This window comes from Streptosporangium oxazolinicum (assembly GCF_039537505.1).
Lineage (GTDB): Bacteria > Actinomycetota > Actinomycetes > Streptosporangiales > Streptosporangiaceae > Streptosporangium > Streptosporangium oxazolinicum.
This window is the reverse complement of sequence record NZ_BAABAQ010000010.1, coordinates 56,290-75,855: the sequence shown is the minus strand read 5'-3', so window position 1 is coordinate 75,855 and position 19,566 is coordinate 56,290. Positions and strand designations below refer to the sequence as shown.

Here is a 19,566-nt window from a genome sequence, read left to right as displayed (position 1 = left end):
CGAAACCCGCTTCCGGCCTCCGGTAAAGGAGGGCACCGAGGCCGCTTCCCCGGAAATGCCCGAAAATCCATCGGCGACGAATCCACGCCGAAGTGGGGAGGGCGAGGGCAGCACAAGTGGTGCGGGGCCCCGGCGGGGTGGGGTGCCGCCGGGGCCCCGGCCGGGGTTAGCTGATCTTGAAGGGGTCTCCGTAGACCTTCCAGGACAGCGGGGTGTTGAGGTCGAGGTTGCCGTTGTTGAGGAAGACCCGCTGGGCGGTGTCGACGCGGCTGGTGTCCTCGTGGGCCTCCTCTGCCTTCATGGCGACCTTGCGGGCGTCGAGGAAGGCGTGCAGATACTTCGTCTCGTCGCCGCCCTGCGCGGGGGGCTTCGCCTTCTTCAGGGCGTTCTTCCGGATCGCGCCGAAGCTCTGGGGATCGGTGCCGCCGCCGTGCATGACGATGGCGTCGTAGTAGGCGAACTGCCCGAGGGCGCGCAGGCCGTCCTTCTTGGCCTGGTTGACCGCGGGGTTGAAGTAGACCCGGTCGCGCTCGTCGTTCTGGGCCTGCTGGAAGACCGTGTCCTTGGCGGCGGTGACCCAGTCCCTGGTGTAGTTCGGGTCGAGGCCCCGGTGGGAGTCGGTGCCGTCGACCGCGCGCAGGGCGGGGAGATACTTGGCGAGCACGTTCCCCGGCTTGAGCGTGGCGTAGCGCTCGACGAGGTCGAGCATGTCACCGGTGCCGGAGCAGAAACCGATGATCCCGGCGGTGTAGCCGCGGCCGTCGCCGATGTCCTCGATGTACTTGTACTGCGCCTTCCAGTCCAGCGAGGAGTTCTCGGCGCTGGACACCAGCTGCATGGCGATGTCCTTCTTGCGCGGGTCGGTGAGGTCGACCGCGGCGGAGGACACCACCAGTTCGGCGGGCGCCGCGGTGGGCGAGAGTTCGGCCGCGTGCCCGGCACCGGCGGGGGCGATCAGGACCGGGACGGCGGTCGCGGCCGAGGCCAGCAGGAAGCTCAGGGTACGGCGGCCGGGGCGGGGGTTCGACGAGAAGGGCACGTGTCTTCTCCAGGGAAGGGGACGGAGGAACGCCCGGAGGCGCTTCCGGGGAAACTCCCTAAGGGGTTCCGTGAAGGCCCTCCGGGAGTGGAGCCGGGGACGGTCGGAGGCGGGGGACCTCGGGTAAGGGAGCCCGCACTGATCGTTAGGAAACTTTCCTAACGAACCTACCCCCCACCCCTCCCCACCCGTCAACCCGTTCGCGCCGATCGAACCTGAAGGCAGCCTTACAAAAGGCTCAAGCGAACCTGATCGGAATCCCGGTCCCGAACACGGACGCTCATGTGTCCCGAGCTCGCGTGACGCCTCGCCGTCACGAGCCGACGCGCGAAAGAGGCGGGCGCTCCCACGCGTCACGAGGGTGATCGTGTCCCGAGCCGGTGTCAGTGGGCCACGGTGACCACGATCTTGCCGAACCGGTCGCCGGACTCCATGTGCCGGTGTGCCCGGACGATCTCCTCCAGCGGGAACAGGCGATCCACCACCGGGCGGAAGGCCCCGGCGCGCAGGCCCGAGGCGACGAACGCCTCGGCCCTGCGCAGTCGCCGGGGGTCCTTCGTGGTCTCCAGGACCGTGTAGGTGCGCACGTTGAGGGCGGGCATGCCCAGGTCGAATCCCGGATACGGCGTCGGCCGCCCGCTCAGCGCCCCGTACAGGAAGTGCGTGCCGCCCGGGGCCACCGCTCGGGCCAGGCCGGTCACGCCCGGCCCGGCGACGGCGTCGAAGACGTACTCGGCCCCCCTGCCGTCGGTCAGGGCGAGCAGCCTGGCCGGTACGTCCTCCTCGTCGGAGACGATCACCTCGGCCGCGCCCTCCTTGAGCAGCCGTTCCCTCTTGGCGCGGGTACGGGTGACGGCGATCGGCACGGCCCCCACCCGGTTGGCCGTGTGGATCGCGGCCAGGCCGACACCGCTGGAGGCGGCGTTCAGCGCCACCACGTCGCCCGCCCGCATCCCGCCCACCTCCACCAGCGCGCCGTACGCGGTGAGGTAGGGCATCCACACCGCGGCACCGGACACCGCGTCCACCCCGTCGGGGCGGCGCAGGAGCGCGGACGCGGGAACGATCGCCCGCTCGGCGTAGACGCCGTAGTCGTTCTGCGAGAACGCCGGCACGCTGCTGACCGCCTGCCCCTCCTCGAACCCGGTCACGTCCGGGCCGACGGCCTCGACCACCCCGGCCGCCTCGGAGCCGAGCCTGCCCGGGAGCCGCTTCACCGGCTCGATGTACTCGTCGCGCCGGAACAGCGCCTCGGCCCTGTTCACCCCGATCGCCTCGACCCGGATGCGCACCTCACCCGGTCCCGGCTCGCCTGCCTCCAGGTCTTCCAGCCGCATCACCTCGGGGCCGCCGATCTCGTGAAACCGCACGGTTCTTGTCATGCCACCGTCCTCCGCTCGCTGTGGACGCGTTCCACTGTCACGCAGAAGTATGATGGCTGTCAAACTTTGATGGAGGTCGTACTATTGGATCCATGGGACGCACACCGCCGCATCCAGAGATGTCGCAGTTCGACCTCCAGCAGGTGCTGGAGGCGCTCGTCGATCCGGTACGCCGGAGCATCGTCACGCAGCTCGACGCCACCGACGAGGACATCAGGTGCGGTGATTTCGACATCTCGGTCAGCAAGTCCACCGCCACCCACCACTTCAAGGTGCTGCGCGCGGCGGGCCTGATCCGGCAGTACTACGTCGGGACCTCGCGGATGAACTCCCTCCGCCGCGCCGAGATGGACGAGGCGTTCCCCGGCCTGCTCGACGCCCTCACCCCGCGCCCGGCCGGGGTGCGCTGACCTCACGGACCTCAAGGCGGCCATGCCCCTACTTGAGCGCGCCCGCGGTGAGACCCTTCTGGATCTGGCTCTGGAAGAGCGTGTAGACGATCAGCATCGGCAGGATGGCCATGCTCAGCGCGGCGAACAGGGCCGACCAGTCGGCGTCGTAGCCCGCGGCCGTGGAGATGTCGGCGATGCCCTGGGTGAGCACCCACCTGTCCCGGTCGGAGTTGAGCAGGACGAGGGGCAGCTGGTACTGGTTCCACTGGCCGAGCACGTTGAAGATGGTCACGCTGACGATGCCCGGCTTGGCCATCGGCAGCATGATCTGGAAGAACACCCGGGCGTGCGAGGCCCCGTCCACGAAGGCCGCCTCGGCCACCGCTCCCGGCAGCGTCCTGAAGAAGGCCGCGAGGAAGAAGACGGTGAAGGGCAGCGAGTAGGCGATGTAGACCAGCACCAGCCCGCCGTGCGTGTTCAGGCCGATGAACGGGCCGATCACCGGGATCGTCCCCATGTTCTGCACGACGAAGAACAGCGGGGTCAGCGCCAGGTAGACCGGGAAGGCCAGACCGGAGACGAACAGCAGATAGATCGCCCTGTTGCCCCGGAAGCGGTAGCGGGCCAGCACGTACGCGGCCATCGAGCCGAACAGCATCGTGCCGAAGGTGCCGAAGGCCACCACGACGACGCTGTTGACCATGTACTGGCCGATGTGCGCCTGCTCCCAGGCGCGGGCCCAGTTGTCGAGGCGCAGGGAGGCCGGCAGCGACCAGGCGTCGCCGAAGATCTCGTCCTCGCTCTTCACCGACGCGAGGAACGTCCACACGATCGGCACGACGACCAGGACCGTCCAGACCAGCAGCGCGACGTGCGTCAGGGCCGACAGGGGCCCCAGGCGCCTCCTGCGCTCCTCGCGGGCGAGGGCCCTGCTCCGGGGAATCACGACGTCCGCCACTAGAACTCGATCCGCTCACGCCGCGACAGGCGCAGGGCCAGCGCCGCGAACCCGATGGTGAAGAAGAACAGCACCACGCCCATCGCGGAGGCGTAGCCGAACTTGAAGTACTGGAAGGCGGTGCGGTAGATCTCCGCCGCCATCACGGTCGTGGAGTGGTCGGGGCCGCCGTGCTCGGCCGTCATCACCCACACGATGGCGAAGACGTCCAGCGCCGCGATGCCGAGATAGACCCAGCCGACCTGGATGGTGTCCCACAGCAGCGGCAGCGTGACCCGCAGGAACAGCTGCGGCCCCCCGGCGCCGTCGATCGCCGCCGCCTCGAACAGGTCGCGCGGGATGGAGGCGATGCCCGCCGAGAAGAGCACGACGTAGAAGCCGACCGCCTGCCAGACCAGCACCGCGAGGATCGACCAGAACGCGACGTCGGTGCTGGACAGGAAGCCGACCGGCTCGAACCCCAGGGCGATGAGCGGCGCGTTGAGCATGCCGCTGCGGTCCGGCCTGAAGACCTGCTGGAACAGCACGGCGACCACGGCGACGGCCAGCACCTGGGGGAAGAAGAACACCACGCGGTAGAACTTCGACCCCCAGATGCCCCCGGTGCCGCCCCGCCCGCCCGCGTTGAGCAGGAAGGCGAAGAAGAGTGCGATCCCGAGCGTGAGGATCGGCATCAGGACCAGCAGGACGAGGTTGTGGCCGACCGCCTGCCAGAACACGTTGTCGTCCAGGAGCCGCCGGAAGTTCTCCAGCCCCACGAGGCGCGGGGTCGCGTTCACCCCGCGCCAGTCGGTGAACGCGATGTAGAAGGCCTGCGCGTAGGGCGCGATCACGTAGATCAGGTAGAGCGCCACCGGGATCGCGAGGAAGCCCGCGACGAACCGTGTCCTGCCGTGGTTCATGGCCGGCTTACCGTTCCCTCCGCGACTCCCCCTGCGACGCGCCGCCGGCCGCCGTCGTCGTCATCCCGCCGTGGTTCATGACCTGACCGCCGTTCCCCGGGCGCCCCGCCACGTGACCCGCCCCGTGCCGCCGTCATCGGCTGAACTTCTTCACCGAGGAGTCCTTCTTGATGGCGTCGGCCTTGGCCTGCGCCCGGTCCGCCCACTGCTCGACGGTGAGCTTGCCGCTCATGAGCTGCCCGGTCGCGGCGGCCACCTCGTCGTGCAGCTCGACGTACCACTTGCGGAACAGGAACCAGACGGCGTTGTCCCCCGCCGCGTCCAGCGCGGCCGAGGCGCTCTTCAGGCCGGGCTTGAGCGTACGGCCCTCGCCGGCGCCCTTGACGACCGTGAGCGTGGAGACCAGCTCCATGAACTTGCCCGCGCCCTCCTTGGAGAGCATGGCGCGCATGTACTCCATGCCCGCGCGGGGGTTCGCCGACCTCGCCGGGACGACGTACTCCTCGCCCGGCTGGGCGTGCAGGGTGCCGTACGGGAGGGCGTCGGAGGAGCCGAAGTCGGGGAGCGCGAACATCGCGTAGTCGAAGTCGGCCGGGGTGGAGTCCTTCTGCTCGTTCTCCAGCCAGGAGCCGCAGGGCAGCATCGCGACCTGGCCCTTGTTGTGCGCGGTCTGGGTCTGCACGTGGTCGAGCCCGGCGGTGCCCTGGAGTAGGTACTTCGACCCGATCTCGACGAAGGCCCCCGCGGCCTGCCTGACCGGTTCGGCCTTCCAGGCGCCCTCCTGGAGGTTGTCGATGTCCTTCAGCACGTCCTTGCCGCCGATCTTCGCGGCGAGCGTGAGGATGGCCTCGTAGATGTAGAACGGGTGCTTGCCCGCGTAGGTGAAGGGCGCCATCCTGCCCGACTTCTTGATGGTCTCGCACAGCGCCAGGAAGTCGGCCCAGGTTTTGGGGACCTGCCAGCCCTCGGTCTCGAAGAGCTTGCGCGAGTACCAGATGCCCCAGACGGTGTTGGCGTAGTTGAGGACGTACGGCTTGCCGTCGTAGCTGCCCAGCTCGATCGCGTTCGGGTCGATCGTGTCGCGCACCTTGACGGCGGGGTCGTCCCAGCTCGGCGCGTCGTACAGCGGCGTGAGGTCGGCGAGCTGGCCGTCCTGGACGAGGGCGCCGAAGTCCATCGCGTTGGCGCCGGAGTTGTTGACGAACTCCGGCGGGTCGCCACCGGCGAAGCGCGGCTGGAGGGTCTTGGCGACCTCCTTGGTGGCGTTGTGCCGGATCTCCAGTTTGGGATGTCTGGCCTTGAGCAGTGGCTCGTGGACGTCCGTGGCGTAGCCGTCGCCGAAGCCACCGTCGAAGATCCAGACCTCCAGGGGTTTGTTCTCGGCGAAGCCGAGCGGGTTGGCCGCGCTGGTGGCCCCGACGACGGGTGCCGAAGAGGCGGCGCCGCCGTTGCCCGCGGGGGTGGCGCACGCGGACAGGGCCGGCAGGGTGAGACCGGCCAGGGCCGCGCTGCGCAGAAGCTCACGCCTGGATAGCTGGGTCATGCTTCCTCCTGGAAGTGGCCTGGGAGTGGAGGGCGGTGGTCAGGCACCTCGCCGGATCCTTCCGGCGTAGCGGTCCTCAAGCGCGCGGTTGTGCTCGTCGCCGCCGGTCACGTTGGCGGAACGGTAGATCGGCGGGGTCAGGCCCGCCTCGGTCAGGACGCGTACCACCTCGGCCACGACCATCTGGGCCAGCAGCGCCGACGTGATCGTGGAGACCGCCCCGAACGTGCCGCCGTCCTGGAGCGGGAGGACCGCGTCGCCGTACGGGGCGCGGTTGTCGAGCACCACGTCGGCGAGGTCGAGCAGCTTGCGGCCCGAGGGGTGGCGGGGGGTCATCGCGGTGCTGTGCTGCACCGACGTCAGGGCGATCAGGTCGTGCCCGTGCTCCTTGACGATCGAGGCCAGCTCGACCACCGACCCGTTCACCCCGGAACTGGAGATCAGCACGAACACGTCCCCGGGCCGGACGGGAGCCAGGTCGTAGATCCGCCGGGCGACCGAGGGGTCGCGCTCCAGCTCACCGGGGGCGCCGAGGAGGGTGCCGACCGGAGCGTCCCCGTACAGGACGACGTCGCGCAGGGCGAGGCGGTTGCTGGGCACCAGGCCGCCCGCGCGCCCGGCGATCTCCATCGCGATCGCCTCGGAGTGCCCGGAGCCGAACGCCTGGATCACGCCGCCGCCGCGCAGGGACGCGACGATCAGCGCCGCCGCTGCCCCCACCGCGTCCCTCTGGGTCCTGGAGACCTCGTCCACCAGGGCCTTGACCTCGTGAACGTACTCGGAAGCACCGATCTCCACGGTCAGCTCCTCTCCACGCGATGGCTCTCCAGAGCCCTGATCGTCAGCTCGAACGCCTCGTTCGTCTGCTCGTAGGTGCGTTGCGCGACCGCGACGTAGACGGTGTCGAGGACGAAGAGCTGGGAGTGGACGGCGGCCAGGCCGCCCAGCCTGAAGGTGGTCTCGCGGCTGGCGGTGGTCAGCACCCGGTCGGCCAGCTCGGCCAGCGGGGAGCGGGCGAAGGAGGTGACCGCGACGGTGAGCGCGCCCCGGTCCCCGGCCTCGCCGAGGGACTCCAGCACCTCGCGGGTACGGCCCTGGTGGGAGATGCCGATCGCGACGTCGCCCTCGCCGAGCAGCGCGGCGTCGGCGAGCGCCTCGTGCGCGTCGGCGTGGCTCCAGCAGGGGATCCGGATGCGGCGCAGCCGCCCGCCCATCATCACGGCCACCGCCCCGCTGGTGGAGACACCGAAGATGAGGACGCGGCGGGCCGCGACGATGGCCTCGGCGACCGTGGCGACGGTGCCCGCGTCCAGCTGGGCCGCGGTCTCCTGGATGAGCCGGGAGTCGGCGGCGGCCATCACGCCGATCGCCGCGTCGAGCGGATCGGTGGGGCCGATCTCGTGGCCCACCCCCGCGTCCCAGTTGGCCTGCGCGGCACGCCCGTTCTCCGTGGCCAGCGCGACCCGCAGCCCGGCGTACCCGGTGAAGCCGAACACCCGGCAGAAGCGGGTCACCGTGGCGGGCGAGCTGCCGCTCCGCTCGGCCAGCGCGATGATCGTGGATCGCGCCGCCTCGGCGGGGTCGGCCAGGATCGCCTCCCCCACCCGGCGCAGCGCCTCGGGCAGCGCGGGCGTCTCGGTCTGGATGCGTCCGAGCGCACCTGCGGCCACAAGTATTCCTTTCATTGGAAGCCATCTGGGTGAAAATTATTCTCAAGTCAAGCTCGCGTCAAGGCCGTCAGCGGCACATTTGGGGACACAACTGGGGACACAACGCCCGCGGATCCGGAGGTTCAGCGGAAAATTCCGACAACCTCCGGCGCTTCTCGAGCGTCGTTCATAGCAGAGGTTCCAGAAAAGGAGCCGCCTGACGGAGGCGAACCCCACGATGACTCGACGTCCGGCCGACACGCCGCACCAGGTTTCCAGTGCGCACGTCCACGACGAGCTGGCCGCCCGGCGCGCCCGGCGCGCCTGGGACCAGAGATTGCGCAACGACCCCCACATCCGGCTGCTGGAGCGCGAGCACGGCATCCGCTTCACCGTCGAGGAGCTCCAGGCGGCGGACCGGCAGGCCCAGGAGCTGCTGGCACCGCTCCGCCAGGAGCCGCTCATCGACGAGGAGACGCGTTCCCTGCAGCTGCTCGTCTGGCGCCGCCTGGGCCCGAGGGGGTTCCAGGGGTTCATGCAGGAGCTGGAGGAGATGGAGGCCGAGCTGGCCAGGGCACGGCACGACGGCTGGGGCGAGATCAGCTAGGTTCTCCCCGCACCGCCCGCCGTCGCGGCCTCACCGTCACGGTGACGCGACCACCCCCCGGGCGGGCGTACCGCCGGTTCCGTACGCGTAAAGTGGACGGAGATCCACCGTCACGTGTTAGGCGACCATGCTTCACCAGCGACTCCAGCCCTCCACGCCGTACGCCGCCCTGGTCTTCGACTGCGACGGGACCCTCGTCGACACCGCCTCCGCCAACGAGAGCGCCTGGCGGACCGCGCTCGCCGGGTGGCAGGTGGACCTCGACCCCGCGTGGTACCGCGCCCGTACGGGCCTGTCGGCCGATCGCCTGCTGGCCGAGCTGGAGACCGAGACCGGAGCCGAGCTCGACTACCAGGCGGTGCGCGCGGCGGCGCTCGACGCCTACCAGTGGCTGATCCACACGGTCACCCCGCACCGGCCGGTCAGCGCGGTCGCCGAGGCGCACCGGGGACGGGTGCCGATGGCCGTGGCCTCGGGAGGCGCCCGCCAGGCCGTGGAGGAGACCCTGCGCGTCACCGGCCTGCGCCCCCTCTTCGACACCGTGGTCACCAGGGACGACGTCCGCTACGGCAAGCCCGCCCCCGACGTCTACCTCCTCGCCGCACGCCTCCTCGGCGTCGCCCCGTACGCCTGCGTCGCCTACGAGGACACCGACGAGGGAGTGGCCTCCGCCCTCGCCGCGGGGATGACCGTCATCGACGTCCGCCCCGTACTGCGCTAGCGTGTCCCGGCTCGCGCGTTGGCTACCTGTACTATCCAATGATGCGGATATCCGAGCTCAGCGCCGCGTCGGGCGTACCCATCCCGACGATCAAGTACTACCTGCGCGAGGGTCTGCTCCCCGCCGGGGAGCAGACCTCGGCCACCAGGGCGCGGTACGGCGAGGAGCACGTGCGCAGGCTGCGGCTGATCCGGGCGCTGCTGGAGGTCGGGCGGCTGTCCATCGCCGCCATCGGCAAGGTGATGGCCGCCGTCGACAACGAGGACCTGGACCTGCACCGCGTCCTCGGCACCGCGCAGTACGCCCTCGCGCCCGCGGTCGAACCGCAGGCGTCCGGCGAGGAGTGGGCGCGCGCCCGCACCGAGGCCGACACCATGATCACCGATCTCGGCTGGCGGATCGACCCCGGCGCCCCGGCCCGCGACGAGCTGGCCCAGGCCATCCTCACCCTCGCCCGGCTCGGCATGCCCGCCGACGGCGAGGCCCTGCGGCCCTACGCCGACGCCGCCCTGCGGCTCGTGACCGAGCACGAGATCGGCAACATCCCGCTCGACGGCCCCCGCGAGGCCGCGGTCGAGGCGATGGTCCTCGGCACCGTCGTGCACGGCAGGGTTCTCGACGTCATGCGGCGGCTCGCCCACGAGTCGGTCTCGGCCCGCGTCTTCGGCGCCTGACCTCCCGGAGGGGCCTGCACATGGGACGGCGCCCGGCCTCGTATGGGACAAAAGTGATGAAAACCCCCTTAAGTAATAATCCCGTTCAACCTGTGACGGATGTCTCTATCGTTCCAATCGTCCCGCGAAAGGGCAGCTCACAGCCCTGAAACCTCGCGCGTGCGGGCCTCAATACAGCCCCTGCCTGCTCATATAGGTCTGGGTAACACCCTGTTCACACACGGGCAACAGTTGCGAAATCGCGACTTGCGAATCTTTGAGGGCAGCAGATCCCTCCATCCTCAAGGACTCCGCCGATGAGCTTCAAGGCCGAATACATCTGGATCGACGGCACCGAGCCGACCGCCAAGCTTCGCTCCAAGACCAGGGTCCTGGCGGACGGTGCGGAGCTCCCGATCTGGGGCTTCGACGGGTCCAGCACCAACCAGGCCGACGGCTCCTCCTCGGACCGCGTGCTCAAGCCGGTCTTCAGCTGCCCGGACCCGATCCGCGGCGGCGACAGCGTGCTGGTGCTGTGCGAGGTGCTCAACATCGACATGACCCCGCACTCCAGCAACACCCGCGCCGCCCTCGTCGAGGTCGCCGAGAAGTACGCTGGCCAGGAGTCGTGGTTCGGCATCGAGCAGGAGTACACCTTCTTCAAGGAGGGCCGCCCGCTCGGCTTCCCGATCGGCGGCTTCCCCGCCCCGCAGGGCGGCTACTACTGCGGTGTCGGCGCCGACGAGGTCTTCGGCCGCGAGATCGTCGAGAAGCACCTCGACCACTGCATCGCGGCGGGCCTGGCCGTCTCCGGCATCAACGCCGAGGTCATGCCGGGTCAGTGGGAGTTCCAGATCGGCCCGGCCGGTCCCGTCGAGGCCTCCGACCACATGTGGATCGCCCGCTGGCTGCTCTACCGCACCGCGGAGGACTTCAACGTCGGCGCCACCCTGGACGCCAAGCCGGTGAAGGGCGACTGGAACGGCGCGGGCGCGCACACCAACTTCTCCACCAAGGCGATGCGCGAGGGCTACGACCCGATCATCACCGCCTGCGAGGCCCTCGCCGCGAACGCCCTGGAGCACGTCAAGCACTACGGCGCCGGCATCGAGGAGCGTCTCACCGGCCTGCACGAGACCGCCCCCTGGAACGAGTTCAGCTACGGCGTCTCCGACCGCGGCGCCTCGGTCCGCATCCCGTGGCAGGTCGAGGTGGAGAAGAAGGGCTACATCGAGGACCGGCGTCCGAACGCCAACGTCGACCCCTACCTCGTCACCCGCCTCATCGTGAGCACCTGCTGCTCCGCCCTGGAGAAGGCCGGCCAGGTCTGATCCGACCCGCAGACTCGAAGGCCGCGAACGCCCTGCCGGGGGCGTCCGCGGCCTTCGGCGTTCCACCCCTCCGTCCACCCGCGCCCCCTTCGTGAGTTCCGTGGGGCCGCGGAGCACGACGAAGTAGGCGAGACGAGACGTTTCGACTCGCAAAATGGTACATTCGGGCGCGTGAAAACACCGAACCCGGCCCGTCGCAGTGAGCGGTCGCGTCAGGCCATTCTGGGCGCCGCCTTCGACCTGGTGGCCGAGTCCGGATACGCCAGGCTGACGATAGAGGCGATCGCCGCCCGCGCGGGGGTGGGCAAGCAGACGATCTACCGCTGGTGGCCGTCCAAGGGCGCCGTGTTCGTCGACGCCTTCCTCTCCCGGACCTCGGACGAGGAGGGGAACCTCGCGCTGCCCGACACCGGCGACCTCCGGGCCGACCTGCGCCTCGTGCTGCGGGCCATCGTCGACGAGTACAACGATCCCGGGCTCGACACGATGAGCCGGGCGCTGATCGTCGAGTCGCTGAACGACCCCGCGATCAACACCGAGATCACCGCGCGGATCATGGAGCCGCACCTGGAGGCGACCAGGGAACGGCTGCGCGGCGCCCAGCGGGCGGGGCAGGTCGCCGAGGACGCGGATCTGGGCGTGGCCGTCGAGCTGCTGTACGGACCCGTCTACCACCGCTGGATCCTGCGTACCGCCCCGCTCACCCACGAGTACGCCGACACGGTCGTGGAGTTCGTCCTCGGAGCCCTGAGGGTGACCCAGGCGCCGCGGTGACCGGGGAGACGCGGGACAGGACCGAAATTACCGCGCGCGCCACCGGCGCGGGACGGGCTCCGGCCCGTGGCGCGTCCCACGGTGAAACCCCTGCCGGTCCGGGCCGGATTCGGGCAGGAATCGGCTCCGGCGCTTGCCCGCCACCGGGTGCCTGAGCACGCACGATGAATCCACTGAAACCAAATGAAAGTAAAATATTCCCCCGTGGAGCGCTCTCTCGTTCCGTTACCCCAGTTCCACGGGTCCGGACGACTTCACGTCACGAAAATCCTACAAAACAGGTGCTTTAGGACAGCGCTAAACGGGTAGCTCGCGCCGTACCATAACTGCGATGCGGGACGTAGTGGAGCAATTACAACGCTTGGGCATGTCGGGTTACGAGGCCAAGGCGTATGTCACCCTGGTCGGTGCCGGACAGCCTCTCAACGGCTACGAGGTCGCCAAACGTTCGGGCGTGCCACGCAGCACGGTCTACGAGACCCTCGGCAAGCTGGTGGCCAAGGGCGCGGCCTACGAGCTGCGCGGCTCCGACGACGCCACCGACTACCTGCCGCTGCCCCCGCGGTCCCTGCTGGAGCGCATGCGCAGGGAGTTCGACGACTCGATCGAGTCGCTGGAGGTCGCGCTGCCCGCGATCGTGGCGCCGCCCAAGGCCTACCTGATCCACAACCTCAAGGACGCCGGGACGCTGCTCGACCGGGCCGAGGACGTGGTGGCCGGGGCACGGGGCGACCTGTTCGTGTCGATCTGGCCCGAGGAGATGAGGCTGCTCTCCCCGCTGATCAAGCGGGCGGTCGAGCGCGGGGTCGACACCTCGGTGATGCACTTCGGGACGGCGCGGGAGCCGGTCGGGCACCTGTACGAGCACCGCTTCCCCTGCGCCGTCCCCGAGGGCGAGGGGGGTGCGAAGGAGAGCCCGGACCACCGGCTGCTCGTCGTCACGGGCGACCGGCGGGAGGCCCTCGTCGGCGGCTTCGCCGGTGGCACCGCGTGGGGCGTCTACACCGAGGACCCGGCCGTCGTCGCGATGGCGGTCGAGTACGTCAGGCAGGACATCGCCCTGCAGATCGTCGCCGACCGGGTCGGGCACGAGGCCATGCGCGAGATCTGGGCGGCCGACACCGAACTCAGGCGCTTCCTCACGGACCGCGACCGCTCGGCCGCCCTGCTGCGCGCCGCCGGGGCGCCAGGCCACCGTCCCTACGGTTCCCCCGCGCCCCACGACCACGCCTGATCGATGTTTGCTTTAACGCTGATGTGACATCCTTCGGAGAGATTGTCCCGATATCGATTGTCTCCATCTCGGGGGAAGGCAGGACATGGATAAACCGGTCATCATGACGGTCGACGACGATCCCGGCGTGTCCCGTTCCGTCGCCCGCGACCTGCGGCGCCGCTACGGCCACTCCTACCGCGTCGTCCGGGCCGACACAGCGGCCGACGGCATCGCCAGTGTCCGCGAACTGCGGCTGCGCGGCGACGACGTGGCGGCGATCCTCGCCGACTACCGGATGCCGCAGATGAACGGGGTGGAGTTCCTGGAGCAGGCCATGGACCTGTATCCCTACGCGCGCCGCGTGCTGCTGACCGCCTACGCCGACACCGAGGCCGCGATCCAGGCGATCAACGTGGTCGATCTCGACCACTACCTGCTCAAGCCGTGGGACCCGCCGGAGGAGAAGTTCTACCCGGTGCTGGACGCCCAGCTCGACGCCTGGCAGCGGACGGACCGGCGCGAGTCCGACGAGCTGCGGGTGGTGGGCGCGCGCTGGTCGGCCCCGTCGTACGAGGTCAGGGACTTCCTGTCGCGCAACCAGGTGCCCTACCGCTGGATGCTGGCCGACTCCCCCGAGGGCGCCGAGCTGATCGCGGCGGCCGGGGAGAAGGCCGAGGGGAGCCCGGAGCCCGTCAGCCCGGCCAGGCTGCCGCTGGTCGTCACCGGCGACGGTAGGAAGCTCACCGCGCCGAGTCCCTCGGAGCTGGCCCAGGCCGTGGGGCTGTCCACCGCCCCGGCCACCGACTTCTACGACCTGATCGTGATCGGGGGCGGCCCCGGCGGGCTGGGCGCCGCGGTCTACGGCGCCTCCGAGGGGCTGCGCACGGTGATGGTCGAGCAGCACGCCTCGGGCGGGCAGGCGGGCCAGAGCTCCAGGATCGAGAACTACCTGGGCTTCCCCGACGGCGTCTCCGGCGCCCAGCTCGCCGACCGGGCGCGGCGCCAGGCCACGAAGTTCGGCGCCGAGCTGCTCACCGCCCGCACGGTCACCAGCCTGGAGGTCAGGGGCCGGGCCCGGGTGGTCGGCTTCGCCGACGGCGGCACGATCGCCGCGCACACCGTCATCCTCGCCACCGGCGTCTCCTATCGGCGGCTGAACGCCCCCGGCCTCGACGACTTCATCGGCTCCGGCTGCTACTACGGCGCGGCCATGACCGAGGCGCCCGAGTGCGCGAACCGTGACGTCTACATCGTCGGCGCCGCCAACTCGGCCGGTCAGGGCGCGGTCTACCTGTCGGGGTACGCCAGCAGGGTCCACCTGATCGTCAGGGGCGACGGGCTGGAGCGGACCATGTCGCACTACCTGATCGAGCAGATCTCGCGGATCCCGAACATCGAGGTGCACACCGAGACCGAGGTGGTCGGCGCCGAGGGCGAGGGCCACATGGAGCGGATCACGCTGAAGGGCCCCGAGGGCGAGCGCACCGTCGAGGCCGAGTGGCTGTTCGTCTTCATCGGCGCCCAGCCGTTCACCGAGTGGCTCGGCGAGACCGTCGAGCGCGACGAGAGGGGCTTCGTCCTCACCGGCCCCGACCTGACCGCCGACGAGAACCGGCCGCGCAACTGGCCGCTCCGGCGGGAGCCGTACCACCTGGAGACGAACGTGCCGGGGGTGTTCGCCGCCGGCGACGTCCGGGCCGACTCGATCAAACGGGTCGCCTCGGCGGTCGGCGAGGGCGCGATGGCCGTGGCTCTCGTCCACCGCTATTTGGAGAAGACATGACCACTCCGGACGAGGTCCCTCCCGGCACCCGCGGGGGAAAGAACATGATCGACATCGAGGTGCTCCGCGGGCTGTTCCTCTTCGAGAAGCTCGACGAGGAGAAGCTGCGGTGGCTCGCGAGGTACGGGGACGAGGAGGAGTACGACGCGGGCGAGGCGATCATCAAGCAGGGTGATCCGGCCGACTGCTTCGCCGTGCTCGTCGAGGGCGAGGTGGTGATGACCACCGAGACCCCCGCGGGGCCGGTCACCATGACCCCGACCTCGCAGCCCGGCGCCTACGGCGGCGCGATCCTGGCCTACCTGGGCGACCGCGCCCCGGAGACCTACAGCCACTCGCTGCGCGCCACCAAGCCGACGCGCGTGTTCATGCTCCCGGCCAGGAAGTACGGCAAGATCATGGCCGAGTGGTTCCCGATGGCGGTGCACCTGCTCGACGGGGCCCGGATCGGCGGGATGGCCCAGCGGGAGCTCATCGACCGGCGGCAGCGGCTCACCGCGCTCGGCACGATCACCGCCGGGCTCACCCACGAGCTCAACAACCCGGCCGCGGCGGCCGTGCGGGCCGTGGACGACCTGCGGGAGAGGACGAAGACCTCGCGCAGGCGGCTCGCCGCGCTGGCCGAGGACGGCATCGAGCCCCAGCGGCTGCGCGCCCTGATCGACCTGCAGGAGGCGTGCGCCGCCAGCATCTCCGAGGCGCCGCCCCGCTCCCCGCTGGAGATCTCCGACGCCGAGGACGAACTGGCCGACGCCCTGGAGGAGGCGGGGGTGCGGGACGCCTGGGAGATCGCTCCTCCGCTGGTGGCGGCCGGGTTCAGGGTCGGCAAGATGGACAAGGTCCGCGAGGCGCTGGGCGAGCGCTACCTGGACGGGGCGATGCACTGGCTGTCGGAGGCCATCGAGATCACCCAGATGCTGAACGAGGTGACGGACGCGACCGAGCGGATCTCCTCGCTGATCGCCTCCGCCAAGCAGTACTCCCAGATGGACCGGGCGCCGTACCAGACGGTGAACGTGCGGGAGCTGCTGGACAGCACCCTCACCATGTTCCGCGGCAAGATCCCGCCGGGGATCACCATCGCCACCGACTACGACCCCGAGCTGCCGCCCATCCCCGCCTACGCCGGGGAGCTCAACCAGGTGTGGACCAACCTGATCCACAACGCGCTGGACGCGATGGCCGGCACCGGTGTCCTGACCGTCCGCACCCGGCTCGAACACGACACGATCGCACTGATCGAGATCTGCGACACCGGCCCCGGCGTCCCCGAGGCCCTGCGCGAGCGGATCTTCGAGCCGTTCTTCACCACGAAGGCGGTGGGCGAGGGCACCGGGCTCGGCCTGGACATCTCCTTCCGCATCGTCGCCGGCCGGCACGGCGGTGACCTGCGCGTGGAGTCGAAGCCCGGCGACACCCGCTTCCAGGTGCGCCTCCCCCTGACCGAGGCGGCCGACTCCACCTGAAACCCGGCCCCTGAGAGTGGCGGGAGGTCCCACGACGTCCGCGACCTCCGGAAGCCGTGGATGTTCAGGAGCCGTGCACACCGTTGGAGATGTCCATCAGGCGGGCGAGGACGGCGCCCCCGGAGACGCGGACGCCGTCGTGCTGCCACTCGTTGGTCACCCAGGTCCGCACGTTGCCCACCGCCCGCGCGGTGCGCATGGACAGGCCCTCGTCGACGTACATGTCGTCGTAGTAGACGGCGGCGGTCAACGGGACCCGGTTGGCGGCCAGCCGGGCGGGATCGTAGAGGGCGGGCCAGTCCGAGGTGGCGGCGAGGATCTCGGCGGCGCCCTTGAAGGGGCGGAGCGCGGCGATCTCGTCGAACATCCAGGGGTAGATCATCTCCCCGGTGGGCAGCGTCGGCCCGGCGTCCTCGCGGAACTCCCCGGGCAGCAGCCGATGCGCCGCCCAGCCGGTGGCGGCGCCCTGGGCGTAGATCGACTCGTGCAGGACCGCGTAGAGCGGGTTGCCGACGAAGCCGGTGGCCATCATGACCTCGTACAGGAACAGGTCGGAGAGCCTGTCGCCGGTCCAGGCCTCCTCCAGCACCCAGTGCAGGTACTCGGCCCCGTCGCTCATGCCCAGGCACATGCCGAGGGTCTGCAGGCGGCGTACGGTCAGCACGTCGCCGTCGGGCAGGGAGACCTCGCGAAGGCGCAGGTGGGCGGCGATCTCGTCCAGGCGCTCCGAGTCGTGCGGGTAGCGGGCGAAGTAGCGGTTCACCTTGTCGCGGACGCGCGGGTAGGTGCGGGAGTAGACGTCGTCGGCGGTGGCGTCGAGCCCGGCCAGGCCGCCGGTCACGTAGCAGGCCGCCAGGCCCTCGGGAGCCCGGGAGAGGTAGGTCAGCGTGATGAAGCCGCCGTAGCTCTGGCCGAGGGTCTCCCACGGCCGGTCGCCGGAGAGCTCGCGCCGGATCAGCTCGGCGTCGGCCACGATCGAGTCGGCCCGGAAGTGCCCGAGGCGGGCGGCGAGCTCGGCGTCCGTGCCGCGCGCGGTCCTCGCGGTGATGGGAGTGCTGCGGCCGGTCCCCCGCTGGTCGAGCAGCAGGACCCGGTGGGTCTTCAGCGCGTGCCCCAGCCACCCGTCGGCGGCGGCCGGGCGTGGCGACTTGCCCCCGGGACCGCCCTGCAGGAAGAGCAGCCACGGCAGGTCCTCCCCCCGCCGTGCCGGGTCCACCGCCTCCCTGGCGAAGACCTCGATCGTCTCGCCACCGGGGTCGGCGTGGTCGAGGGGAACGGTGAACACGTGGTCGGTGAGCGCCACACCGGGCAGAAGGACAGTCACCCACGGAAAGCTATCGGACCCGCGCGACGTCCCTTCGCCTGCCCGCGCCCCGGTGCCCGGCCGGCGTGCCGTACGGTCATGGTCGCCGGTCTCCCACGGACGGCGGCGCGGGCCGGCTCCCACGGGTGTTCCGGAGGTCCTCCGACATGGATCGGCACTGTCCGTAACGTGAGAAACGACTCGATAACACCACCTTGACGCAGACGGAGCTTTGCCTCTTAAATTTCAATATGAATTAAGCCTCGAAGTTGAGCAGTCGCCACTCCCCGTGAGCGCTCACAAAGCGCGGGAGGGTGACTCGATGCGCAGAGGGCACCGGTGGGCACCAGTGGGCGCTGCCCCGGCGCCCCCGCACCGATCGTCGTCCCGGCGCTGCTCCGAAGGCGACCCGTCCGCGTAACCACGCAAGGAGCGATCAAGGGATGACCCAGACCGACGACCGGACCGGCACCGGCCTGGCCCTGTTCCCACCCGCCTTCCGCTGGGGGGTCGCCACCGCCGCCTACCAGATCGAGGGCGCCGCCGCGGAGGACGGCCGCACCCCCTCCATCTGGGACACCTTCTCCAGGACCCCCGGGCGGGTGCACCTCGGCCAGAGCGGCGACGTCGCCTGCGACCACTACCACCGCTACGCCGAGGACGTGGCCCTCATGAAGGGCCTCGGCGTCGACACCTACCGCTTCTCCGTCTCCTGGCCCCGGATCAAGCCCGACGGCACGGGGCCGGTGAACCCGCGCGGCCTCGACTTCTACGACCGGCTGGTGGACACCCTGCTGGCCGTCGGCATCGAGCCCATGGCCACGCTGTACCACTGGGACCTGCCGCAGACCCTGGAGGACCGGGGCGGGTGGACCGTACGGGAGACGGCCCACCACTTCGTCGCGTACGCGGAGGCGGTGTACGACCGGCTCGGGGACCGGGTCAGGACCTGGACCACCCTCAACGAGCCGTGGTGCTCGGCCTTTCTCGGGTACGGCACCCGTGACCAGGCGCCCGGCCGCGCCGAGCCCGCCTCGGCCTTCCTCGCGGCGCACCACCTGCTGCTCGGCCACGGCCTGGCGGCCCGCGCCCTGCGCGCGGCGGGCGCCAGGGAGGTCTCGGTCACGGTCAACCTCACCCCGGTCTCCCCCCGCGACCCGCAGGACCGGCACGACGTCGCGGCGGCCAGGCTCGTCGACGGCCTGCACAACCGGATCTTCCTCGACCCGATCGTGAAGGGCCACTACCCGGCCGACATGCTGGAGCAGACGGCCCGCTTCACCGGCCTGGACCACATCCTCGACGGCGACGAGGAGGTCATCGGCGCCCCGATCGACTTCCTGGGGATCAACTACTACGCGCCGACCCACGTCGCGGCGAAGGTGGGCACGCCCTCCTCCGACCGCTTCCCCGGCACCGAGGGCGTCGAGCACCTCGACCCCGGCCTGCCGGTGACCGCGATGGGCTGGCCCGTCGAGGCGGACGGCCTGCGCAGGCTCCTCGTGCGGCTGGCGCGGGACTACCCGTCCACCCCGCTGATGATCACCGAGAACGGCGCGGCCTACACCGACTCCGCCGAGGACGGCAGGGTGGCCGACGCCGAGCGCGTCGACTACCTGCGCACCCACCTGCTCGCCGCCCACCAGGCGATCCAGGAGGGAGTCGACCTGCGCGGCTACCTGGCCTGGTCGCTGATGGACAACTTCGAGTGGGCGTACGGCTACGACAAGCGGTTCGGGCTGGTCCACGTCGACTACGACACCCAGACGCGCATCCCCAAGGACAGCGCCCTGTGGTACAGCGGGGTCATCGCCAGGAACGGGATCTGACGAGGACCTGACACGGAT

Annotated in this window: 18 protein-coding genes; 10 read left to right on the top strand and 8 right to left on the bottom strand. The window is 70.4% G+C overall.

Annotated features, from left to right (window positions below; all coding sequences use genetic code 11):
• Nucleotides 1-166: 166 nt before the first annotated feature.
• Both ABD817_RS24930 and ABD817_RS24925 read right to left on the bottom strand, forming a co-directional pair.
• Nucleotides 167-1,039, bottom strand: coding sequence for a chitosanase (locus ABD817_RS24930; protein WP_344920545.1), 873 nt, complete (start codon nucleotides 1,037-1,039; stop codon nucleotides 167-169).
• Between the two features lie 383 nt (nucleotides 1,040-1,422).
• A complete protein-coding gene (locus ABD817_RS24925; protein ID WP_344920544.1) occupies nucleotides 1,423-2,421 on the bottom strand; it encodes a zinc-dependent alcohol dehydrogenase family protein in 999 nt (332 codons plus the stop codon).
• 92 nt (nucleotides 2,422-2,513) lie between these two features.
• Here ABD817_RS24925 and ABD817_RS24920 point away from each other — a divergent pair, with 92 nt between their 5' ends.
• The gene (locus tag ABD817_RS24920; RefSeq protein ID WP_344920543.1) at nucleotides 2,514-2,831 is read left to right on the top strand and encodes an ArsR/SmtB family transcription factor; all 318 of its coding nucleotides are present in this window, start codon (nucleotides 2,514-2,516) and stop codon (nucleotides 2,829-2,831) included.
• A 28-nt stretch (nucleotides 2,832-2,859) separates the two neighbouring features.
• Here the strand turns inward: ABD817_RS24920 and ABD817_RS24915 are convergent, their stop codons facing one another.
• The 5 genes from ABD817_RS24915 to ABD817_RS24895 all read right to left on the bottom strand — a co-directional run bounded on the left by ABD817_RS24915 (nucleotide 2,860) and on the right by ABD817_RS24895 (nucleotide 7,886).
• Nucleotides 2,860-3,771, bottom strand: a complete 912-nt coding sequence (locus ABD817_RS24915) for a carbohydrate ABC transporter permease (protein WP_344920542.1) — start codon at nucleotides 3,769-3,771, stop codon at nucleotides 2,860-2,862.
• Entirely contained in the window at nucleotides 3,771-4,673 is a 903-nt protein-coding gene (locus ABD817_RS24910) for a carbohydrate ABC transporter permease (RefSeq protein WP_344920541.1), read from the bottom strand. Before ABD817_RS24910 ends, ABD817_RS24915 begins: the two co-directional genes overlap by 1 nt.
• Before the next feature lie 133 nt (nucleotides 4,674-4,806).
• Entirely contained in the window at nucleotides 4,807-6,216 is a 1,410-nt protein-coding gene (ngcE, locus tag ABD817_RS24905) for an N-acetylglucosamine/diacetylchitobiose ABC transporter substrate-binding protein (protein WP_344920540.1), read from the bottom strand.
• A 39-nt stretch (nucleotides 6,217-6,255) separates the two neighbouring features.
• Complete coding sequence (locus ABD817_RS24900; protein WP_344920539.1) at nucleotides 6,256-7,014, bottom strand: sugar isomerase domain-containing protein; 759 nt, start codon at nucleotides 7,012-7,014, stop codon at nucleotides 6,256-6,258.
• A 2-nt stretch (nucleotides 7,015-7,016) separates the two neighbouring features.
• Nucleotides 7,017-7,886, bottom strand: a complete 870-nt coding sequence (locus ABD817_RS24895) for a MurR/RpiR family transcriptional regulator (protein ID WP_344920538.1) — start codon at nucleotides 7,884-7,886, stop codon at nucleotides 7,017-7,019.
• Nucleotides 7,887-8,103: 217 nt separating this feature from the next.
• On the opposite strand from ABD817_RS24895, the gene ABD817_RS24890 reads away from it, so the two are divergent.
• The 8 genes from ABD817_RS24890 to ABD817_RS24855 all read left to right on the top strand — a co-directional run bounded on the left by ABD817_RS24890 (nucleotide 8,104) and on the right by ABD817_RS24855 (nucleotide 16,416).
• Nucleotides 8,104-8,472 carry a hypothetical protein gene (locus tag ABD817_RS24890; RefSeq protein ID WP_344920537.1) on the top strand — a complete coding sequence of 123 codons (369 nt, stop codon included), beginning with the start codon at nucleotides 8,104-8,106 and terminating at the stop codon, nucleotides 8,470-8,472.
• A 127-nt stretch (nucleotides 8,473-8,599) separates the two neighbouring features.
• A complete protein-coding gene (locus tag ABD817_RS24885; RefSeq protein WP_344920536.1) occupies nucleotides 8,600-9,193 on the top strand; it encodes an HAD family hydrolase in 594 nt (197 codons plus the stop codon).
• Nucleotides 9,194-9,234: 41 nt separating this feature from the next.
• Nucleotides 9,235-9,867: a MerR family transcriptional regulator gene (locus ABD817_RS24880; protein WP_344920535.1), complete on the top strand. Its 633-nt coding sequence runs from the start codon at nucleotides 9,235-9,237 to the stop codon at nucleotides 9,865-9,867.
• A 296-nt stretch (nucleotides 9,868-10,163) separates the two neighbouring features.
• Nucleotides 10,164-11,177 (top strand): glutamine synthetase, encoded by a 1,014-nt coding sequence (glnII, locus tag ABD817_RS24875; protein ID WP_344920534.1) that lies wholly within the window; start codon nucleotides 10,164-10,166, stop codon nucleotides 11,175-11,177.
• A 171-nt stretch (nucleotides 11,178-11,348) separates the two neighbouring features.
• Entirely contained in the window at nucleotides 11,349-11,951 is a 603-nt protein-coding gene (locus ABD817_RS24870; RefSeq protein WP_344920533.1) for a TetR/AcrR family transcriptional regulator, read from the top strand.
• A 331-nt stretch (nucleotides 11,952-12,282) separates the two neighbouring features.
• Entirely contained in the window at nucleotides 12,283-13,185 is a 903-nt protein-coding gene (locus ABD817_RS24865) for a TrmB family transcriptional regulator (protein WP_344920532.1), read from the top strand.
• A gap of 103 nt (nucleotides 13,186-13,288) precedes the next feature.
• Entirely contained in the window at nucleotides 13,289-14,950 is a 1,662-nt protein-coding gene (locus ABD817_RS24860) for an NAD(P)/FAD-dependent oxidoreductase (protein ID WP_344920531.1), read from the top strand.
• Entirely contained in the window at nucleotides 14,947-16,416 is a 1,470-nt protein-coding gene (locus tag ABD817_RS24855) for an ATP-binding protein (RefSeq protein ID WP_344920530.1), read from the top strand. The genes ABD817_RS24860 and ABD817_RS24855 overlap by 4 nt, the downstream gene beginning before the upstream one ends.
• Nucleotides 16,417-16,480: 64 nt before the next feature.
• Here the strand turns inward: ABD817_RS24855 and ABD817_RS24850 are convergent, their stop codons facing one another.
• Nucleotides 16,481-17,740: an alpha/beta fold hydrolase gene (locus ABD817_RS24850; protein WP_344920529.1), complete on the bottom strand. Its 1,260-nt coding sequence runs from the start codon at nucleotides 17,738-17,740 to the stop codon at nucleotides 16,481-16,483.
• A gap of 422 nt (nucleotides 17,741-18,162) precedes the next feature.
• Between ABD817_RS24850 and ABD817_RS24845 the strand changes: the two genes are divergently transcribed.
• Nucleotides 18,163-19,548, top strand: coding sequence for a GH1 family beta-glucosidase (locus ABD817_RS24845; protein WP_344920528.1), 1,386 nt, complete (start codon nucleotides 18,163-18,165; stop codon nucleotides 19,546-19,548).
• Nucleotides 19,549-19,566: the final 18 nt, after the last annotated feature.

Bases quoted from the DNA above. Each gene is read 5' to 3' on its own strand.
- ABD817_RS24845 (WP_344920528.1), top strand. From the start codon at position 18,163: ATGACCCAGACCGACGACCGGACCGGCACCGGCCTGGCCCTGTTCCCA.
- ABD817_RS24925 (WP_344920544.1), bottom strand. From the start codon at position 2,421: ATGACAAGAACCGTGCGGTTTCACGAGATCGGCGGCCCCGAGGTGATG.
- ngcE (WP_344920540.1), bottom strand. From the start codon at position 6,216: ATGACCCAGCTATCCAGGCGTGAGCTTCTGCGCAGCGCGGCCCTGGCC.
- ABD817_RS24880 (WP_344920535.1), top strand. From the start codon at position 9,235: ATGCGGATATCCGAGCTCAGCGCCGCGTCGGGCGTACCCATCCCGACG.
- glnII (WP_344920534.1), top strand. From the start codon at position 10,164: ATGAGCTTCAAGGCCGAATACATCTGGATCGACGGCACCGAGCCGACC.
- ABD817_RS24860 (WP_344920531.1), top strand. From the start codon at position 13,289: ATGACGGTCGACGACGATCCCGGCGTGTCCCGTTCCGTCGCCCGCGAC.
- ABD817_RS24885 (WP_344920536.1), top strand. From the start codon at position 8,600: ATGCTTCACCAGCGACTCCAGCCCTCCACGCCGTACGCCGCCCTGGTC.
- ABD817_RS24855 (WP_344920530.1), top strand. From the start codon at position 14,947: ATGACCACTCCGGACGAGGTCCCTCCCGGCACCCGCGGGGGAAAGAAC.
- ABD817_RS24890 (WP_344920537.1), top strand. From the start codon at position 8,104: ATGACTCGACGTCCGGCCGACACGCCGCACCAGGTTTCCAGTGCGCAC.
- ABD817_RS24910 (WP_344920541.1), bottom strand. From the start codon at position 4,673: ATGAACCACGGCAGGACACGGTTCGTCGCGGGCTTCCTCGCGATCCCG.
- ABD817_RS24920 (WP_344920543.1), top strand. From the start codon at position 2,514: ATGGGACGCACACCGCCGCATCCAGAGATGTCGCAGTTCGACCTCCAG.
- ABD817_RS24865 (WP_344920532.1), top strand. From the start codon at position 12,283: ATGCGGGACGTAGTGGAGCAATTACAACGCTTGGGCATGTCGGGTTAC.